The organism is Mesorhizobium sp. B2-7-2 (assembly GCF_006440775.1).
In the GTDB taxonomy this organism is placed as follows: Bacteria; Pseudomonadota; Alphaproteobacteria; order Rhizobiales; family Rhizobiaceae; genus Mesorhizobium.
The window spans coordinates 164563-179571 of sequence record NZ_VFTZ01000001.1; the positions used below are offsets into that span (position 1 = coordinate 164563).

Annotated in this window: 15 protein-coding genes and 1 pseudogene; 5 read left to right on the forward strand and 11 right to left on the reverse strand. The window is 63.2% G+C overall.

The window, feature by feature from the left end:
• The first annotated feature begins 335 nt into the window (after positions 1–335).
• The 5 genes from FJ425_RS00855 to FJ425_RS00880 all read left to right on the forward strand — a co-directional run bounded on the left by FJ425_RS00855 (position 336) and on the right by FJ425_RS00880 (position 5095).
• Positions 336–1610 carry an NEW3 domain-containing protein gene (locus FJ425_RS00855; protein ID WP_246676527.1) on the forward strand — a complete coding sequence of 425 codons (1275 nt, stop codon included), beginning with the start codon at positions 336–338 and terminating at the stop codon, positions 1608–1610.
• Positions 1607–2548, forward strand: a complete 942-nt coding sequence (locus tag FJ425_RS00860; RefSeq protein ID WP_140546200.1) for an ABC transporter ATP-binding protein — start codon at positions 1607–1609, stop codon at positions 2546–2548. Before FJ425_RS00855 ends, FJ425_RS00860 begins: the two co-directional genes overlap by 4 nt.
• The gene (locus tag FJ425_RS00865) at positions 2532–3491 is read left to right on the forward strand and encodes an ABC transporter permease (RefSeq protein ID WP_140721585.1); all 960 of its coding nucleotides are present in this window, start codon (positions 2532–2534) and stop codon (positions 3489–3491) included. Before FJ425_RS00860 ends, FJ425_RS00865 begins: the two co-directional genes overlap by 17 nt.
• A gap of 205 nt (positions 3492–3696) precedes the next feature.
• Positions 3697–3879 carry a hypothetical protein gene (locus tag FJ425_RS00870; RefSeq protein WP_140546201.1) on the forward strand — a complete coding sequence of 61 codons (183 nt, stop codon included), beginning with the start codon at positions 3697–3699 and terminating at the stop codon, positions 3877–3879.
• Positions 3880–4849: 970 nt separating this feature from the next.
• A complete protein-coding gene (locus FJ425_RS00880; protein ID WP_140721016.1) occupies positions 4850–5095 on the forward strand; it encodes a hypothetical protein in 246 nt (81 codons plus the stop codon).
• Here FJ425_RS00880 and FJ425_RS00885 read toward each other — a convergent pair.
• The 11 genes and pseudogenes from FJ425_RS00885 to trbE form a co-directional block, all read right to left on the reverse strand.
• Complete coding sequence (locus FJ425_RS00885) at positions 5092–5349, reverse strand: hypothetical protein (protein WP_140721019.1); 258 nt, start codon at positions 5347–5349, stop codon at positions 5092–5094. The genes FJ425_RS00880 and FJ425_RS00885 overlap by 4 nt on opposite strands.
• A 262-nt stretch (positions 5350–5611) precedes the next feature.
• Positions 5612–6529 (reverse strand): NADP-dependent oxidoreductase, encoded by a 918-nt coding sequence (locus tag FJ425_RS00890; protein ID WP_140546205.1) that lies wholly within the window; start codon positions 6527–6529, stop codon positions 5612–5614.
• Between the two features lie 102 nt (positions 6530–6631).
• Positions 6632–6838, reverse strand: a pseudogene (locus tag FJ425_RS32445) (DUF3788 family protein); the annotation flags it as partial.
• A 147-nt stretch (positions 6839–6985) separates the two neighbouring features.
• A complete protein-coding gene (locus FJ425_RS00900) occupies positions 6986–7207 on the reverse strand; it encodes a DUF2274 domain-containing protein (protein WP_041002529.1) in 222 nt (73 codons plus the stop codon).
• A gap of 1 nt (position 7208) precedes the next feature.
• Complete coding sequence (locus FJ425_RS00905; protein WP_140546206.1) at positions 7209–8345, reverse strand: TrbI/VirB10 family protein; 1137 nt, start codon at positions 8343–8345, stop codon at positions 7209–7211.
• Positions 8342–9397 (reverse strand): P-type conjugative transfer protein TrbG, encoded by a 1056-nt coding sequence (gene trbG, locus FJ425_RS00910; RefSeq protein ID WP_140721022.1) that lies wholly within the window; start codon positions 9395–9397, stop codon positions 8342–8344. The genes FJ425_RS00905 and trbG overlap by 4 nt, the downstream gene beginning before the upstream one ends.
• A complete protein-coding gene (gene trbF / locus FJ425_RS00915) occupies positions 9394–10083 on the reverse strand; it encodes a conjugal transfer protein TrbF (RefSeq protein WP_140721025.1) in 690 nt (229 codons plus the stop codon). Before trbF ends, trbG begins: the two co-directional genes overlap by 4 nt.
• Positions 10084–10086: 3 nt before the next feature.
• Positions 10087–11457: a P-type conjugative transfer protein TrbL gene (trbL, locus tag FJ425_RS00920; protein ID WP_140721028.1), complete on the reverse strand. Its 1371-nt coding sequence runs from the start codon at positions 11455–11457 to the stop codon at positions 10087–10089.
• 2 nt (positions 11458–11459) lie between these two features.
• Positions 11460–11786, reverse strand: coding sequence for a putative entry exclusion protein TrbK-alt (gene trbK-alt, locus FJ425_RS00925; RefSeq protein WP_140721031.1), 327 nt, complete (start codon positions 11784–11786; stop codon positions 11460–11462).
• Positions 11787–11797: 11 nt separating this feature from the next.
• Positions 11798–12556: a P-type conjugative transfer protein TrbJ gene (trbJ, locus tag FJ425_RS00930; RefSeq protein WP_140721034.1), complete on the reverse strand. Its 759-nt coding sequence runs from the start codon at positions 12554–12556 to the stop codon at positions 11798–11800.
• The gene (trbE, locus tag FJ425_RS00935; RefSeq protein WP_140721036.1) at positions 12553–15003 is read right to left on the reverse strand and encodes a conjugal transfer protein TrbE; all 2451 of its coding nucleotides are present in this window, start codon (positions 15001–15003) and stop codon (positions 12553–12555) included. The genes trbJ and trbE overlap by 4 nt, the downstream gene beginning before the upstream one ends.
• Between the last annotated feature and the right edge of the window lie 6 nt (positions 15004–15009).

Sequence of the window (15009 nt, forward strand, 5' to 3'; positions counted from 1 at the left end):
AGACTTAAGGAAATGCCTGGGGAAACGGAACGTTCCTGCGTTCTGTTGCGTAGCGCAATTTTGACCGAACCGATGGGTCGGGCGGACGAGCGACCCAGTTTGAATATTCCGCGACTATGCCGTGTCCGTGGAAACGTTGCCAAGATCCCGAGATCGCCGTTCGTCATTGCACAGCATCTGCTTCACGGCCGGTTGGACCGCCGTTTCGGCTGCGAGCGACACTGGTCGCGTCATCACGCGCTATTACAAAAAGGCACAAATCCGTGAACACAGCCTGATCGGCTGAAATCGCCCAACTCGCGCCACATTAGCGGCTGCAATTTTCTCCCCGCGAAATGCCTCCAAGGCGTTGCAAGGAAACAGAATTTTCGGTTTATGAGCGGGAGGTATGCATGATTCCTGCGGGTATTCGCGCGCCCTTTTCGACCCCGACAACTTGGATCGCAGCAGGCCTGACGGCAATCGGCCTGGCTTCAACTGTGCCCCAGGCACACGCACAGTCCGCCGCGAGTGCCGCTGCTCAGTCGCCGACCGGCTTATGGCTGACCACGCCCTATCCGGAGTTCTCGGCCCAGGCCGGGAAGAACGTCAGCGTGCCCTTGAAGCTGGCTAACCGCGGACTGCCGCCTCAACGCGTCGAGTTCGGAGTCGATGGCCTGCCCGGTGGCTGGAAGTGGGAGATCGACGGCGGCGGCAAACCCGTTACGGCGGCAATCGCAGATCCTGATGGCACGGTGGGCCTGACGCTAAAATTGACGCCGCCTGAAGGCGATATCGGCAAAGGGGTCAACTTTGCCGTGTCCGGCAAGACCTCCGCCGAGGCTTTGAAATTGCCGATGGCGATGACGCTCACCAAGACCGAGCCTGCAAAGCTGACGCTGGAACCCAAACTCCCGGCGTTGCGCGGCACCGCCAAATCGGCTTTCGACTTCCAGGTCGACATCAAGAACGACGGCCAGGAGGATTCGACCGTCAACCTGCTTTCGAAGGCGCCACCCGGCTTCCAGGTGACCTTCAAGCAGGGCTACGGCTCGCAGGAACTGACCAGTTTGCCGCTGAAGGCGGGAGAATCGAAAACGCTGTCCATCAGCGTCCAGCCGCCCGACAACGCCCAGGCGGGCCAGTATCCGGTGGCCGTAGCCGCCAGCGGCGGCGGCGCCAGCGCCGATACCAGACTGCTGCTCGACATCACCGGCAGGCCATCCGTTTCTCTTTCAGGTCCCCAGGGCCGGCTTTCGGGCGATGCCACGGCGGGTCAGGAGCGCACCTTCACATTCACACTGTCGAACAGCGGGTCGGCCCCTGCCCGCGATCTGAAGCTTTCCGCAAGCCCGCCAGCTGGCTGGAAAGTCACCTTCAATCCAGAGAAAGTCGACGAGATCGCACCAGGCGGAACATCCAATGTCGGCGTCTCAATGACACCTTCGAACCAGGCGATCGCCGGCGACTATATGGTCTCGGTCCGCGCCAATGGAGATGGCGCATCCGATAGCGCCAATTTCCGGGTGACGGTGCGCACATCCACGCTGTGGGGCGTGACTGGCCTCGGGGTTATCGGCGCCTCTGCGCTGATGCTCGCGTTTGCCGTAACGCGGTATGGACGCCGATGACGACGGTCATAGAAGCGCGCGGCCTTATTAAGCGCTACGGTCGTTTCGCGGCGGTTGATGGCATCGACCTCGCGGTCGAGAAGGGCGAGGTGTTCGGCCTGCTAGGCCCTAATGGCTCAGGAAAGACCACCACCATCCTCTTGCTTCTCGGTCTCACGGAACCGACTGCGGGCTCGATCAGTGTGCTCGGACTCGATCCGTTGCGCCAGCCGCTGGCCGTCAAAACGCGGGTCGGCTACCTGCCGGACCAGATCGGCTTTTATGATCATCTGACTGCATGGGAAAATCTCGCCTACACCGCAAGGCTTGCGGGCGTCATATCGAAAGAGGCCGACGGGCGCATCGCCGGCGCCCTCGGGAGGGTGCGGCTCGAGGAGGTCGCCAATCGCCGCGTCGCGACTTTCTCGCGCGGCATGCGCCAGCGGCTCGGGCTGGCGGAGGTGCTGGTCAAAAAGGCGGAGATCGCCATTCTCGACGAGCCGACTTCCGGTCTCGACCCCCAGTCGACCCAGGAGCTGCTGGACTTGATCCGCGAGCTTGCGGGCGAGGGCGTGACGTTCGTGCTGTCCTCCCATCAACTCGCGATGATGCAGACGATCTGCGACCGGGTGGCCCTTTTCCGTAGGGGCCAAGTCGGCCTCGTCGGCCGGGTCGAAGAGCTCACCGCCAACGTCCTCGGCGGCACGTTCAGGATCGAAGTCGAAACCGAGAATGCGGATCTGGTGAAGGTCCTGGCCGGGGTGCGGCACGTGTCCGGCCTGACGCCCTTGCAGGACCGCCGATGGCGCATCGACGCCGACGCGGATGTGAGGGCGGACGTTGCGCATCATATCGTTGGCGCCGGCGGAGTACTTCATTCCATATCCATGCGCAAGGCCACTCTCGACGAGGTCTATGTTCGCTTTTTCGAGGGAGAAAACCATGACGTCGCGGCGTGAAGGATCGCCGTTTGCCGGCCTGTCGACGATCGCGCTCAAGGAAGCAGCCGATCATATGAACAGCATTCGCATTCATCTGGTGATGGTCCTGGTGCTCCTCACCGCCATCGGCTCGGTCTATGCCGCGATCGGGCAGATCAAGGCCACAGTCGGTGAGGACCAGTTCCTCTTCCTGCGCCTTTTCACCACCGCGCAACAACCATTGCCATCCTTCGTATTCTTCCTCGGCTTCCTGGTGCCTCTGGTGGCTATTGCGCTTGGCTTTGACGCCATCAATGGCGAATACAATCGCCGTACGCTGTCGCGCGTCCTGTCACAGCCGATCTATCGTGACGCGCTTCTTACCGGCAAGTTCATGGGCGGTTTGTTGGTGATCGCCATATGCTTGCTGGCTCTCTGGCTGCTAGTGACCGGTCTTGGCATGCTCCTGCTGGGGCTGCCACCGAGCAGTGAGGAGATCACCCGCGGTCTTGCCTTCCTGTTCGCCTCATTCGTTTACGCCGGCGTCTGGCTGGCGGTAGCGATGGCCTTCTCCACAATCGTCAAATCGCCGGCAACGTCGGCGCTTTGCGCGCTCACGGCATGGCTGCTGTTCACGGTGTTCTGGCCCATGCTGGCGCCGCTCATTGCCGGAGCCGTCGCGCCGGTCGACCCGCTCGATCCCTTGACGGCAGTTCATCAGATCGATGTTCAGCAGGCCATCGCACGCATCTCGCCCAACACCCTCTACGGAGAAACCACGCTGGCCCTGCTCAATCCGGCAACGCGTTCGCTCGGTCTGCTGTTTACCGATCAGTTGAGCGGGGCACTGATGGGCGCCCCCCTGCCCTTTTCGCTGAGCGTCGCCCTCATCTGGCCGCAGCTCGCCGGCATGATCGCAGCACTTCTGGTGCTGTTCACCATCGCCTACGTTTCATTCCAGAGGCAGGAGATTAGAGCGTAAGAGCCGCTGATGAACGGGCTTTGTCTGAGATCGAAGCTTCCGGTCCCTACATGGATGGCCGCAACCAGACCATTTTAAAGTCTGTACTGTACGGCCAAACCTTACTAAAGATTCATGCACTGGATATGACATCGTAATGTTCCCCTCTCTATTCTTCTTAAACAGGACGCCCTTCAGGGCACAATCTTGAAGAGGATACGAGATCATGAAAAATTCCCCCAGCATATCTTCCAGCACCCGCAAGCGCCTGATGGCCGCCGTCGCTTCCCTGGCCGTTGTCGGCACGGTCGGCGCCAGCGCGCTTGCCACCGGCACCGCGCCCGTGCTGGCCGATGCCGTGCGCGTCGAAGCCCCGCAGATGGTCGACGGGTCTGTCGTCTGTCAATAAGCTCTCGGGCTGGGTCTTTGGAAACGCCCGTCCGCCGAGCCTATGGATCAGGCAGGTCTTTCTTGTCGTCTCTTCCTTTGCGACACATCGGAAACTCCATGCATCGCGCCGAACTGGTTGTGAGCGGGAAGGTCTCGGGTGAGGATCAGGCGTAGCAGAAAGCGAGAAAGCCCGCCGACCGAGCCGACGGGCCATCTTCCTCAAACTGCTTTTGCTCCTCTTCCCGGGACGGTCAGCCTAAACTAGCGACCGAGTGGCAGTTTTGACACTGACAGCAGTTCAGCCTCCTCCCTGATCCCTGCCAGGTAGTTGGCCAGAAGGCGAGACGCGAGAGCTTCGCGTCGCTCGGGAGACTGATGTTCGACCTTCAATTTGTCGAACACGCGACCGAGCAACTCCAGGTCCGAAGAACTGAAGATGCCAGCTTCTCGGGCTCTTTGACGAATTGGCACGAGACCCTCCCAAATCGGATGATCCCTCAAATGCGGTCAAACTCGCCTTTGGTTGCGCCCCTTGTCAAGAAAAGAAAAAGCCCGCCGGCAGAGGCCGACGGGCAGGTGCTGGAGTAGCCTGGGTGCGCAAAGTGCAACGTACGCGGCAGGCCGATCACAAAACAACAAAGCGCGTGTGTCGTTCCCGAAATAACTGAGCCTCACTCCTCAGTCGCACTACTCCCGAGACAAAGGTCTTGCCGGGCAACTCATAAGGCGGGACCGGGAAACATCTTCCGAAGATGTTCGCCGCGCAGCGGGCGAGCATAGTCCCGTCATTGCCAGTGCGCGGATGTCCACTGTCACCTGCGATCGCCTTAGGCATCCGCACTAGCCATGGGTGCTCGATACTGGCGGTCTAGATTTCGAAGAGCTCGTCGAGCGATCCCTGCTCGCGAGATGCGGTCATCGAATTTTTGTTTCGCTTGGGAACTTTCCGGCTCGTCGGCGATTGAGGGTCGCCGCAGGGGACTTCAGATTTGGACTGCTTCAGTAAGCTTGAGGGGCTGATCGAGGACGGCGGCGCCAACCTGGTCGCGGAGTCACGCGCGCTGCTTGCTCAAATCAAAGGCAAGTCGCACGAACTGGCTGAAGCGGTGGATGAATTCCTGCTTGACGTGATGACGCTTGAATTTCTGCTCGAAGCCGAGCGGGAGGCATTTCATAGTTCGGCACGAAGACTGGCAAGCATGCGCCTGACGATGGTGAAACTGCTCTCGGACTAGCGGCTGTCCGCCCCGGCCGAGCCTTGCGGATTGCCCAGCGAGGTCTGGCTGGTGTAGCCGCTGCCTCGGTCGAGCGTGTTGGTGATCGGTGCGATGGTGTAGCCGCCATTGACGCCGGCCCGCAGGCCTATGATCGCAAAGCGGCTCTCTTTGTATGGGTGACCGAGCCAGAACCCGCTGCACGCGCCGTCGACGCGATCGGAATTGGCGCCGGTCTTCGCCACCGTCTCGTCCGGCTGCATGAAGCGGGGCACGTCTCCCGGCTCACGTCGTCGCCGGTCTCGTCCTCTTCGATGACCTGCTTCGCTCGTCTGGATGTCGTACCAGCGGCCCTTCAGGACGCACATTCGTATGAGACATCACCCGCGTTCAGGCCGTCAAATCGCTTGTGGTTCGTAGTCACTTGGCACTAACGGGGCGTCGCGCGCTGCAGCAGGGTGAGGGAGTTCTCCAAGCCTTCCCGGCTGGTTCAGCAGCACGGCCTCAGGTTAGGGTTTCGGCCGCCCTCCCGAGCTTTTACGGACGAATGCGGATGACCGTCTTTCCGGTGCGCCGCTCGCTTGCGTTGAAGATTGCAACGGCATCATCCAGGCTCGAGACCTTGCCGATGTTCGTCCGCAGCCGTCCGTCGCGCACCCGCTGGACGATCTCACCCAGTTGGGCGCGATCGGACTCGACGACGAAGTCGATCGTCAGGCCTTCTGAAGGTCGAACATCCGTCGGGCCGACGACGGTCACCAGTGTTCCCCCTGCCCGGATCAGCGCTGCCGACCGCTTCTGGACACCCCCGCCGATGACATCGAACACCAGATCGACGCCGCCGATGTCCTCCAGACTGTCGTTCCCGAGGTCGACGAATTCGTGTGCACCGAAGTCGAGAGCCTTCTGGCGGTCGGCGGCGCGTCCGGTGCCGATGACATAGGCTCCGGCTTCCCGTGCGAGCTGCGCCACGATCGAACCGACGGCACCGGCCGCGCCATGCGCAAGCACGCTCTGCCCCGCCTGAAGGCGGCCGTGCTGGAACAGCCCCTGCCATGCAGTCAAGCCCGAGATCGGCAGGCTTGCGCCCACCGTGAAGTCGACATCGCCGGGCAGTGGCGCAAGGTTGCGTGCCTCCATTGCGACGTACTCGGCGAGCGTGCCGTCGCGATGCCAGTCCGACAGGCCGAACACTCGCTGACCGATCGACAGCCCCGTGGTACCGTAGCCAAGCGCGGTAACCACACCGGCCAATTCATGGCCGAGGATCGATGGTGTCCGGTCACGAAAGCCCCGATCCGCCCAGGTCGAAGGCCACTCCAGTTCGGTGTTGACGAAGCCCGCCGCGTGCACCTGAACGACAACGTCGTTTATCGCGGCTTGCGGCTCGGGCCGCTCCACAAGCTTCATTCCGGCTGTTCCCGCCGTCTGGTCTCCAACAACGATTGCTTTCATTGGAATTGCCTCCTCAGATATTTGTTGGCTCGGGGTAAATTGCAGGCGTGACGCTCTTTCGGTTCTCAGGCAGTGGCTAGACTAGCGCCTCGGCGCCTTCCGCTACGGGCTTGATGTCGAATTGCAGTGCGACGGCGGCGGGCGCTTCATAGTCAGACTCCATCACATCATGCAGCTCATCTGTCGATGAGACGACAACCGCAGCCATTTCCCGTCGATGTATGTTCTGGCTTCATCGTCGAGCTTGACCAATTGCGAGAGCCAGACATAGCGCCGCTCCTTAAACTTCTCTCATTCCGCCCCACCCACACAGCAGAAAATCGACGGCATTCCCACCTTTCCGACCGGCGTCGGATTATCGTGCGACTGACGCGCAGGATGTAACCATCGCAGAAGAGCATCCTATCGGCGTCTCGGCTCAACGCTCGCCGGTCATGGGCCATCGGAAAGCTCGGTTCAAGCCTGCTCCTTCTTCGCTTTCGCGAAGCCGCGGTCCGTTGCGATGAACCGTTCAAGCATCGGCGCAATCAAGCGCGATGGATCGGCAGATGGCCGCCCGGTCTCGCGCCCGAGTATCTCTGCGTATTTCACCAAATCGCGATGCAGGGGCGCCGGCAGTTCCACCGTAATCTTCACTGGCTTGTCGTCAGCAATCGTTGCGAGTTTCAACTTGGCCATGTCAACCTCCGTATGGTTCAAGGGCAAGGTCGCGGGTGACAAGGACGCGAACGGGAAACCCCGGCCCGATCGTGAGCGTCGGTGCCATAGCGAGTTGCCGCTGAACCACCTGCTGGCCTACCTGGCTGACGCTATCGGAAGCGCCGCTTCGCAGAGCGCGCACGATATCGCTGTCTTGATCGGAAGAACCGGCTTGTGCGCCTATGCTCAGAATGGTCGACAACGCCGCGGCCTTGAACAACTCGCCCCAGTGATAGTCAACGCCATCCTCCAGGCCGGCATAGCCCTGGGCTTCCGCGCCGGGCTGCCGCTCCAGCACGACGGAGCGCCCGTCGGGAAAGATCAGCCTGTTCCAGACAAGCAGCACGCGGCGCTGCCCGGAACCAATTCCGCTGTCGTACTGCCCAATGATACGAGCGCCTTGCGGGACGAGCAGCGAGCGGCCGGTGGGACTATCATAGACATTTTCGGTCACCTGAGCGCTGATCTGTCCGGGAAGGTCCGAGCGGATGCCGGTAATGAGCGCGGCCGGGATCACGGCACCGGCTTGAAGCACATAGGGTGACGCGGGCGGCGTGATGTGATCCGGGGCCACGGTCCGCCGGTCAGCGGCGGCGGACAGGAAGGAAAGCTGGCGATCCTGCGCACTTGGCTGACCGTACTGATCGGCAAAGTCGTTAACAGCAGGAGCGGACGCTTCGGCGGGCCTGGGATCTCCTTGCCCTGTCTGGAAGAAGACGCGCGAGGTTCTGGCCGCTTCCTCATCGGCTCGTCGGCGCTGCTCGGCTTCGTCAATCGCGGGGCTTGCGATTGAGGGCGGCACGACCGCCTGCCCGTTGTTCTGAGCATCGAGGATCGGCCTGCCGAGATCGCCAGGCAGCGGCGGCCCAAGGATCGGGCCGGCATAGTCGCGCGGCAGTGTTGCCAGTCCATCGGCGGGCGGCCGATTGGAGGTTGGGTAGAGCTCCTCGCCCTGCTTGAGCGTGTTGGCATCCTGCAGAGCGTAAATCAGCGCACCGCCGACACCGAGCGAGGCGACGAAGCCGATGCCTGCGAGCATCTTGCGCGACAGACGCGTCACACGCGGCGGGTCGGCGCGAAGCCGCATGGGTTCGACGGCCATGTTCTTCTCGTTCATGGCTGCGGCGCTCCCGTGTGCGTTGCGTTCGGCAGCTTTGACGCGGCGCTGTCGCTTGGGCCCCGCCGCAGCCCATCGGTTCTTCTATCGACACGCACGATCCTGACCGCCTGCTGCCGTTTGCCGGCGCCAAGACGCAGTTCGGCCGCACCAAAAAGGCGATCGACGATGAGGATGTTTTGATAGACGCGGCTGTTGGTGATTTCAGCCTCGCCGTCCGCGCCGATAACGAAAATCGGCGGCATCTCGCCTTGCACGATGCCGCGTGGAAACTCGATGTATACCCTGCGGCCGTCGTCGTAGGCGTTCACCGGCTTCCAGGGCGGGCTGTCGCCGGTGAGGCCGTAGCGATAGTTTCGGACTGTAACGTCCGGTATGACCGGTGTTGTGGCGACCGTTTGCAGAAGGCTCTCTTTCAGAGCTGGGTAGGACCACGCAACGGCGGGCATGTAGGGCTTCACGCCTGCCCGTAACTCAAGCATATAGCTGCGCCGGTCCGTGGCGATGATAAGGTTCGTTGTGATGTCCGCCCGCGAGGGTTTCACCAGGACGTGGACGCGTCGGGCAATGCCGGACCCGCTTTCGGTGTCGCCGATGATCCAGCGCGCGGTATCACCAGCCGCGATCGGACCGTCTCCGGTCAGGCTCTCGCCCGGCTCAAGCGCGATGTCCGTTATCTGGCCAGGTGACGCGTAGACCCGATAGAGCGCTCCTTCGCTCCATGGGTAGATCTGAATCGCGTTATAGTAGCCCTCACGGCGCGGTTCCACGCGCGCCGCGGCGTTTGCGTTCTCGACACGGGCTGCCGGCGTTTGCCCGATGGCGCCGCCCCGCGCGGGCGCCCAGCCTGGTGGCACGCGAAGAGGTTTCGGCCTTTGGTCGGTCGCGGCGGCCGGAGCCGGCGGCAACGGCGGAACATAGGTATCGTAGCTGAATTTCGGCGGCTTCTTCGCAGGCGTGGCGCAAGCCGCAAGCAGCGTCGTCCCCAGCATGGCCGATAGAAGATATCTCGAGAAAGTCGTGCCGGAAACAAGACGCGATGTCGGGCTCATTGGCTCATCTCCCGCGACCAGTTGATGGCGTTGACGTAAATGCCGAGGGGATTGGCGCGAAGCCGTTCGGCGTCGCTTGGCATCTGCGTCACGATTGTTAGGATCGCGGTCCAGCGCTCGGTGCCTGAAAGCTGACCGTTTTCGTAGTGGTGCTCCATCCAGGCGACACGAAAGGAGCCCGGCGAGGCTCTGATCACCGAAGAAACGTCCACCGCGACCTGCTGCTTGCCTACCTTGGAGAAAGGATCCGCAGCGCGAGCATAGTCGTTGAGCGCCGCCGCGCCCTGATCGGTGGTCCACTCATAGGCCCGCAGCCAGTCCTGGCGCAGGATGATTGGGTCAGCGGGGATGGAGCGTACCTGCTCGACAAAGCGGGCGAGATGCCACGCGATCTGCGGATCGGTCGGCTTATAGCCGGCGGTTGCGGGCTCGATCGCTTGAGCCTGCCCCAGCTTATCGACCTGCACGACCCAGGGCACGACAGTGCTGCGGCCCGACTGCCAGACCAGTGACGTGGCGAGCCCCGCCGACAGGATGAGCGACCCGAACGCCATGGCGCGCCAGTTGCGTGCCTGCACGCGTGCGGAGCCGATGCGTTCATCCCATATCTGCTCCGCCTTTTGATAGGGAGTTTCCGGTCGAGGGCTCTTGCCGTAGTGGACGGCGGGGCGCCTAAAGATGTTCATCGGTCATTCGCCTTCTGAAAGAGAAATCGAGGCTCCGCCGCCATGGCTGTCGCCGGCGCGCACCGCGTGGGCGGCGGTCTGGGCGCCGTGGGCGAGGCGCTGGGAACGATGCAGGCGTCTGGCCCATTCGGGCTCTCCTTGGGCGCTGGATGGCTTGCCCGCGCCGGAAGCAGCCGCCGCCGTTGACGCCGCAGCGCCGCCGATCGTTCCCATGGTCGGCGAACCGCCGGTGATTTCAGCGGCCGAACCGGCGCCAGAGGCAAAGTTTGACTTGAGCGATTGACCGGTGTTTGCGGCGGCGCGCTTGAGCGGAGAGGCTGCCGCCGAAGCGCCAGCGCGCGCAATGCCGCCCAAGCCTGAGGCGACGCCTGCCACGCCCGACTGGCCGGCGGCGCCAAGCCTGTAAGCGGCCGAACCTCCACCAGCGAGTGATGTCCCCCCACGCACGGTTGACGCCGCCCCCGCGAATGCGGCTGTCGCGCCTCGTGCCGCGAGGCCGCCTGCTCCGTAGCCTGCAACTGCGATGCCGCCGGCGGCAAGGCCAGTCCCGACGGCCGCACCGGCGCCGAGCTGCGGTCCACCCGCGACGAGGCCGTTGGCAATGCCGGGACCGAAGATTCCGAGGCCAAGCAGCGACAGCGCCGCCAGGACGATCGCCATGGCCTGGTCGATGGTGGGGTTCTCGCCGCCGAAGCCTTGGGTGAATTCGCCGAAGAGCGTGGATCCGATGCCGATGACCACGGCAAGCACCAGAACCTTGATGCCGGACGAGATGACGTTGCCGAGCACGCGTTCGGCCATGAAGGCCGTCTTGCCGAAGAGGCCGAAGGGGATCAGCACGAAGCCGGCCAGCGTCGCCAGCTTGAACTCGATCAGCGTCACAAAGAGCTGCACCGCCAGGATGAAGAAGGCGAGCAGGACGAGCGCCCACGCAAAGAGCAGGCAAGCGATCTGGATGAAGTTTTCAAAGAAGGAGATGTAACCCATCAAACCGGAGATCGCCTCAAGCAATGGTCGTCCGGCGTCGAGGCCGGTTTGCGCCACCTTGCCCGGGTGCAGCAGGTCCTGTGCCGAGAAGCCGGTTCCACTCGCCTTGAGACCAAGACCGGAGAAACTCTCGAAGACGATTTGGGCGAGGCCATTCCAGTTCGAAATCAGATAGGCGAAGACACCGACGAAGAGCGTCTTCTTGACGAGCCGCGCGAGGACGTCGTCATCGGCGCCCCAGCTCCAGAAGAGCGCGGCAAGCGTCACGTCAATGACGATCAGCGTGGTGGCGACGAAAGCGACCTCGCCGCCGAGCAGGCCGAAGCCGCTGTCGATATAGCGGGTGAAGGTGGCCAGGAATTGGTCGATAACGCCGGTATTGCCCATGTCTATCGGGCCTCGTGCAGGCCAGCATCCGGCGACCGCGAAGCGGCCGGCTCGCTTGTCGAACTCCGCGAGGGCTTTTCGAGACCGAGGAAGCGATCACGCTGTGCGGCCCACAGCCGCGCGCATCCTTCGTCACGCAGGGCAGCCTCGCCGAGGACCTGGCAGCGGCGCAGGCCATCGCGAAGCGGATGCGGCACCGGGGCCGCCGGTATGTGCGGCCCCTCCCCCGCCGGCTTGTCTTCCTTCCGGCTCATCTCGAGCGCCGTCGCCGCCATGGCGACGGCGACGAAGACGACGGCCACAACGCGAGCGAAGGTTTTGCCGTCCATGGCGATCGACCTCAGCGGTTGAACATCTGGACCGAGCCGGCCTGGTAGCCGGATCTAGCCGCCAGGAAGCGTCGGCGTTGCTCGCGACCCTGATCGACCGCCGCGGCACGTTCGGCTTCGGTCAGCGCCTGGGCGCGACCATTGGCGGCGACCAGGGCTGTCAGGTCCGCAAGCTGCTGACCCTGAAGCGCAAGCAACTGGTTGCCAGCTTGCGTCGCCTGCAGCGCACCGGTCGCCGATTGGCTGGCGCCGACCAATGCCGACATCTGCGCGCGGCCGGTGTCGATGTTTGAGACGACGCCCGCCTGGACGCGCATTGCGTCCTGGAGGCCGCCCACTGTGTTTTGCCAGCGCGAGCGCGCATCCGCGACGAGTTGCTGGTCGGAAGCAGAAAGCGAGATGCTGCTGTATTGCTGCTGAAATGCCTTATCGACCTGCTGGACGTCGAAGGCGATGTTCTGTGCTTCGCCGAGAAGCTGTTGCGTGCGCTGCACCGACTGTTGCAGTTGCTGCAGTGAGGACAAAGGCAGGCTCGCCAGGTTGCGCGCCTGGTTGATCAGCATCTGGGCCTGGTTCTGCAGCGAGGTGATCTGGTTCGTGATCTGCTGCAGCGAACGCGCGGCCGTCAGGACATTCTGCGAATAGTTCGATGGATCAAACACGATGAAGGCATGCGCTGGCGCAGTCATCATCGGCGAGATCGCAACCGGCGCGGCGAGCGTCGCCGCGACCAGAAGAAGGACGCGCCGGCGGCATTGACGAATAGTCATGATTGGGGATCCTTTTCAGGTTCGGGAACGGTGAGATTGGGAACGAGGTCGGCGGCCCAGCCGACGTCGCGGGCACGCAGCCAGACCGACAGGAAGCCGTCGCGGCCATGCTCGGCGATGATGCTGCCGATCAGGGCCTGATCGCTCTTGGAGGACGCGGCGCAAAGCGCAAGCCCGACCTCGGACAGGCCGAGCTCGAAGAGACGGTTGCCGCGACGGGACTGGCAGTAATAATCGCGCTTGGGTGTGGCTCGCGCCAGGATCTCGATCTGGCGGTCGTTCAGGCCAAAGCGGCGGTAGATCGCAGTAATTTGCGGCTCGATCGCGCGTTCATTGGGCAACAAAAGCCGGGTTGGACAGCTTTCGATGATCGCCGGCGCGATACCCGAATTGTCGATGTCGGATAGCGACTGGGTGGCGAAGACGACGCTGGCATTCTTCTTGCGGAGCGTCTTCAGCCATTCGCGCAACTGCCCGGCGAACGCGTCATCGTCGAGCGCAAGCCAGCCTTCGTCGATGACGAGCAGTGTCGGACGACCGTCGAGCCGGTCGCCGATGCGATGAAACAGATAGGACAGAACGGCCGGCGCGGCCGGCGTGCCCACCAGGCCTTCGATTTCGAACGCCTGCACGGATGCCTGGCCGAGGTGTTCGGCCTCTGCGTCGAGGAGCCGGCCGTTCGGGCCACCAACACAGTAAGGGCGAAGCGCCTGTTTCAGGTCATTGGCCTGCAGAAGCACGCTGAGCCCCGTGATGGTGCGCTCCTCGACCGGGGCCGAGGCGAGCGAGGTCAACGCCGCCCAGATATGCTCCTTTGCGTCCGGCGTGATCTGGATGCCTTCTCGCGTCAGGATCGCGAGGATCCAGTCGGCCGCCCAGGCGCGCTCGTACGTGTCATGAACGCGGGCGAGCGGCTGCAGCGCAACGGCAGCGTCCAGGCCTTCGGTGAGATGACCCCCGAGATCGTGCCAGTCGCCGCCCATGGCGAGCGTCGCCGCGCGGATCGAGCCGCCGAAGTCGAAGGCGAAGATCTGAGCCTTGCGGTAGCGGCAGAATTGCAGCGCCATCAACGCCAGCAGCACCGACTTGCCGGCACCGGTCGGGCCGACGACCAGCGTGTGACCGACGTCGCCGACATGAAGAACCAACCGGAACGGGGTCGAACCTTCGGTCTTGCCGTAAAGCAAGGGAGGACTGACCAGATGCTCGTCCCGTTCGGGCCCCGCCCACACGGCAGAAAGGGGGATCATGTGGGCGAGATTGAGCGTCGAGATAGGCGGCTGACGGACATTGGCATAGGCGTGCCCGGGCAATGAGCCGAGCCAGGCGTCGACGGCGTTGACGGTCTCGACAATGGCCGTGAAGTCGCGGCCCTGGATGATTTTCTCGACAAGCCGCAGTTTCTCGTCGGCCACGCGCGGGTCGCAATCCCATATGGCGACGGTGGCGGTGACATAGGCCATGCCAGCCATGTCGGCGCCGAGCTCCTGCAACGCCGTGTCGGCGTCGGCCGCCTTGTTGGCGGCGTCAGTGTCGAGGAGTGCTGATGCCTCGTTGGTCATCACCTCCTTCAGGATCGAGGCGATGCTCTTGCGCTTGGCGAACCATTGCCGTCGTATCCTGGTCAAAAGGCGGACAGCGTCGACCTTGTCGAGCAGGATCGCGCGCGTCGACCAACGGTACGGGAAGGCCAGCCTGTTGAGGTCATCAAGCAGGCCGGGTGTCGTGGCGGTCGGGAAGCCGACGATGGTGAGCACGCGAAGATGCTTGTCGCCAAGCCGCGGTTCGAGCCCGCCGGCGAGCGGCTCGTCGGCCAGCAGCGCATCGAGATAGATCGGGATCTCGGGGACGCGCACCCGATGGCGCTTGGTCGAGATGGTCGAATGCAGGTAGGTCAGCGTTTGGCCGTCATCGAGCCAGTGGCATTCAGGCATGAAGCCGTCGAGCAGGGACAGCACACGCTCAGTGCGGTCGACAAAAGCGCGGACGATCTCGCCCGGATCTGCGCCCGATTGGTCGCGACCTTCATAAAGCCAGCCCTCGGCGCGCGTGGCGTCTTCGGGAGGCGGCAGGAACAGGAATGTGAGAAAGTAGCTCGATACGAAATGAACCCCCTCCTCATCAAAGTCGGCTTTGCGCTCGGCATCGAGCAGGCCGGAGGCCGCATTGGGAAACTGGCTTTCGGGATAGGAAGCCGCTTCGTGCCGCTGCGCTTCGACGAAGATGCTCCAGCCCGAGCCGAGGCGGCGAAAGGCATTGTTGATGCGCGACGCCATCGCAACAAGTTCCGCCGCTACGGCGGAGTCGAGATCGGGTCCGCGAAACCTCGCGGTGCGCTGAAAGCTGCCGTCCTTGTTGAGCACGATCCCGGGGGCGACGAGTGCCGCCCAAGGTAGAAAGTCGGCAAGGCGAGCAGCAGTCCGGCGGTATTCGGCAAGGCTCATCATAGCGGC

Excerpts from the sequence above, each read along its gene's own strand:
- FJ425_RS00855 (WP_246676527.1), top strand. The coding sequence starts at position 336 with ATGCCTCCAAGGCGTTGCAAGGAAACAGAATTTTCGGTTTATGAGCGG.
- FJ425_RS00860 (WP_140546200.1), top strand. The coding sequence starts at position 1,607 with ATGACGACGGTCATAGAAGCGCGCGGCCTTATTAAGCGCTACGGTCGT.
- FJ425_RS00865 (WP_140721585.1), top strand. The coding sequence starts at position 2,532 with ATGACGTCGCGGCGTGAAGGATCGCCGTTTGCCGGCCTGTCGACGATC.
- FJ425_RS00870 (WP_140546201.1), top strand. The coding sequence starts at position 3,697 with ATGAAAAATTCCCCCAGCATATCTTCCAGCACCCGCAAGCGCCTGATG.
- FJ425_RS00890 (WP_140546205.1), bottom strand. The coding sequence starts at position 6,529 with ATGAAAGCAATCGTTGTTGGAGACCAGACGGCGGGAACAGCCGGAATG.
- FJ425_RS00900 (WP_041002529.1), bottom strand. The coding sequence starts at position 7,207 with ATGGCCAAGTTGAAACTCGCAACGATTGCTGACGACAAGCCAGTGAAG.
- FJ425_RS00905 (WP_140546206.1), bottom strand. The coding sequence starts at position 8,345 with ATGAACGAGAAGAACATGGCCGTCGAACCCATGCGGCTTCGCGCCGAC.
- trbG (WP_140721022.1), bottom strand. The coding sequence starts at position 9,397 with ATGAGCCCGACATCGCGTCTTGTTTCCGGCACGACTTTCTCGAGATAT.
- trbF (WP_140721025.1), bottom strand. The coding sequence starts at position 10,083 with ATGAACATCTTTAGGCGCCCCGCCGTCCACTACGGCAAGAGCCCTCGA.
- trbL (WP_140721028.1), bottom strand. The coding sequence starts at position 11,457 with ATGGGCAATACCGGCGTTATCGACCAATTCCTGGCCACCTTCACCCGC.
- trbK-alt (WP_140721031.1), bottom strand. The coding sequence starts at position 11,786 with ATGGACGGCAAAACCTTCGCTCGCGTTGTGGCCGTCGTCTTCGTCGCC.
- trbJ (WP_140721034.1), bottom strand. The coding sequence starts at position 12,556 with ATGACTATTCGTCAATGCCGCCGGCGCGTCCTTCTTCTGGTCGCGGCG.
- trbE (WP_140721036.1), bottom strand. The coding sequence starts at position 15,003 with ATGATGAGCCTTGCCGAATACCGCCGGACTGCTGCTCGCCTTGCCGAC.